The sequence below is a fragment of the Hyphomonas beringensis genome, from assembly GCF_000682755.1.
Taxonomy (GTDB): domain Bacteria; phylum Pseudomonadota; class Alphaproteobacteria; order Caulobacterales; family Hyphomonadaceae; genus Hyphomonas; species Hyphomonas beringensis.
In genome coordinates this window covers 1-2,509 of record NZ_AWFF01000078.1, presented here as the reverse complement: position 1 = coordinate 2,509, position 2,509 = coordinate 1, and the positions used below count along the sequence as shown (strand labels likewise).

The 2,509-nt window shown below is 53.2% G+C and carries 1 protein-coding gene and 2 pseudogenes; all 3 read right to left on the bottom strand.

Features of this window, described 5'->3' with window-relative positions:
* Positions 1 to 44: 44 nt before the first annotated feature.
* Positions 45 to 468, bottom strand: a pseudogene (locus HY29_RS19975) (IS6 family transposase); the annotation flags it as partial.
* Between the two features lie 225 nt (positions 469 to 693).
* Complete coding sequence (locus HY29_RS16135; RefSeq protein WP_034798869.1) at positions 694 to 1,062, bottom strand: hypothetical protein; 369 nt, start codon at positions 1,060 to 1,062, stop codon at positions 694 to 696.
* Positions 1,063 to 1,272: 210 nt separating this feature from the next.
* Positions 1,273 to 2,193: pseudogene (locus tag HY29_RS16130) on the bottom strand (IS3 family transposase).
* Positions 2,194 to 2,509 lie beyond the last annotated feature (316 nt).

Genomic DNA, 2,509 nt, shown 5'->3' with positions numbered 1-2,509 from the left:
CTCTCGCTCCCGATCACTTTCATCGCCGCCCTATATGATGTTCATATATCCGTCACGACCACCTTGGGATTACCATAGCGCTTCATGGCTTTTCTCCATAAATTTCAATGCTGAAGCCTTGTCCCGCGTCTTCGTGACGAATGACTCCAGCACCTCTCCCTCATAGTCAACCGCTCGCCAAAGGCAATGAGTCTGACCACGGATCTTCACGAAAACCTAGTCCAGGTGCCATTGCCACTGCGGACTATGCTTCATGCCCTCCGATCGGCGCTTGCGGATCTTGTGCGCGAAATAAGTGCCGAAGCGGTCCACCCATTGAGGAACCGTTTCGTGGCAAATATCGATCCCGCGCTCGTGAAGCAGGTCTTCGACATTCCGCAAAGACAGCGGGAATCGGACATACATCATGACCGCAAGCTGGATAATTTCGGGCGAGGTTTTGAAGTAGCGGAACGGGTTCTTGCTCATTTTCCAAGGCTAAACGCCCCTGCCCTACGCCTCAAGCCCGTTTGCTCTGACAATGCCCGGCCTTGCAAGGACCGTTCAGAACCGCGTCTGACACTATACGTACAGAGGGTGCCAAAGGGAGGCGAGTTTAGGGCAGAGGGCGCCAAAATGGCGCCAACAAAAATATCGTTATTACAAGGCATTAGCCGTTATTTCGCGCGAGGCGCGAAGTTCGCTTTATCTTGCTTAACTCCCACTTTCCTCTTCATGCGCAACATTTTCGTTAGATACGATAATGCCTTCGCCGATCTTGCCACTTTCCCACAAATAGAATTCTCGACCTGCAATAAATGCCTTGGTAGCTCCTACTGGGTCAAGAAATCTCACTTCATATAAGCCCCATAAATCATCTGAGATTATTGCTGTGTTAAGCATTGAGATACGGCAATCGAAGCCGTGCTCTTCAGTTTTCGAACTAGGTTTTTTTAGAAATAGCGGGCAACCATAGTGCCGATCTTCGACATCAATAACGCCGCTCCTCGTCTTATCCGACAAAGGATATAGCCTAATTGCGGCTATAAATTTGTTTGAGTTCTCGTGGTTCATTTTATTCATGTCACTTTATCATTTCCGGTTTCAACCCCGGAAGCATTTTGTCCGGCACGACAACGGTATCGATCCCACTATCAACGGCGGTGCGCATTTCTGGCGTTACTGATCCCCCAGGAATTGTAGTTCTAACGTAAGAATGGGCCGGGTCCCTGCTCTGCCCCACAGGGGTGGTCCACCGGTTTTGTTAGTCCGGCGGTTTTCACTTAGCGGCGTTCATGCCGCTACCTCCTCACAGTAAGGCGGTATGAACGCCGCGGGCAAGATGGTTTGTGGAGCGGGTAGCCGGTAGCCCAGAGAAGAGTGTGGGCCCGCGGTGTTGTAGTGCCGCCGCCAGGTTTCGATCAGGATCTGGGCCTCCCTGAGATCGAAGAAGATTTCCCTCGCGAGCAACTCGTCCCTGAGCTTGGAGTTGAAGCTTTCGCAGTATCCGTTTTCCCATGGGCTTCCCGGTTCGATATAGAGCGCCTTCACGCCGATACGTGCCAGCCAGTCCCGTAAAGCTGTGGCGATGAACTCGGGGCCATTATCGGAACGGATATGCTTCGGCGAGCCATGATGCACGAACAATTCGCCCAGCGTGTCGAGGACATCGCGGGAGTTCAGCTTGCGTTCGACGCGGATGGCGAGACATTCGCGAGTGAACTCATCTATGACGTACAGTATACGGAACACATTGCCGTCATGCGTACGGTCCTGGACGAAGTCATACGACCACACATGGCCCTTGTGCGTCGGCCTCAGCCGGATGCAGGAGCCGTCATTCAGCCATAACCGGCCACGTTTCGGTTGTTTCATCGGCACTTTCAGCCCTTCACGCCGCCAGATGCGATACACCCGCTTCTCGTTTGCGTGAAGGGCTTAGAACTTTCCCTTGATGACTTCCTGAAGGATCTGGTTGTCGAGGGTCAGATCGGAGATCGCCCGGCGAAGCCGCGCATTCTCCTTCTCCATCTCCTTCATCCGTTTGGCATGACCAACCTGCAGCCCGCCATACTCCTTGCGCCACCGATAGTAGGTCTGCTCCGTCACACCGATCGAACGCACGGCCTGACCCGTCGTCTCACCCCGCGCGAGGCGCACCTCAACCTCCCGCAGCTTCGCAATAATCTCTTCAGGCGTAGATCTCTTGCCCATGTCTCAGCTCCATATCTGAAGCCGGAACCAACTCAAATAATGGACCACTTTTCTGGGAGCAGACCAAATGTCCTACGCGATTAATCAGCAACTTCCATAGCTTTATTCGCAAGTTTGCTGTGTGAAGCCAGGTCACACAAACGGATTACAGCGGACACCAAATATCTCAATTCGTCCTGTGTTCACAAAGATTTAAAAGAAGGCATCAGGAGCTGGCGGTGCTGTCAGACTAACTCGAACCAGTCTCCGCTTTTCGCGGACGAGCAGGGCTCAGGCGGCGATCAGCTCGCGCCATTCGAGAAGAGCGGCGTCGCGT

Excerpts from the sequence above, each read along its gene's own strand:
- HY29_RS16135 (WP_034798869.1), bottom strand. The coding sequence starts at position 1,062 with ATGAATAAAATGAACCACGAGAACTCAAACAAATTTATAGCCGCAATT.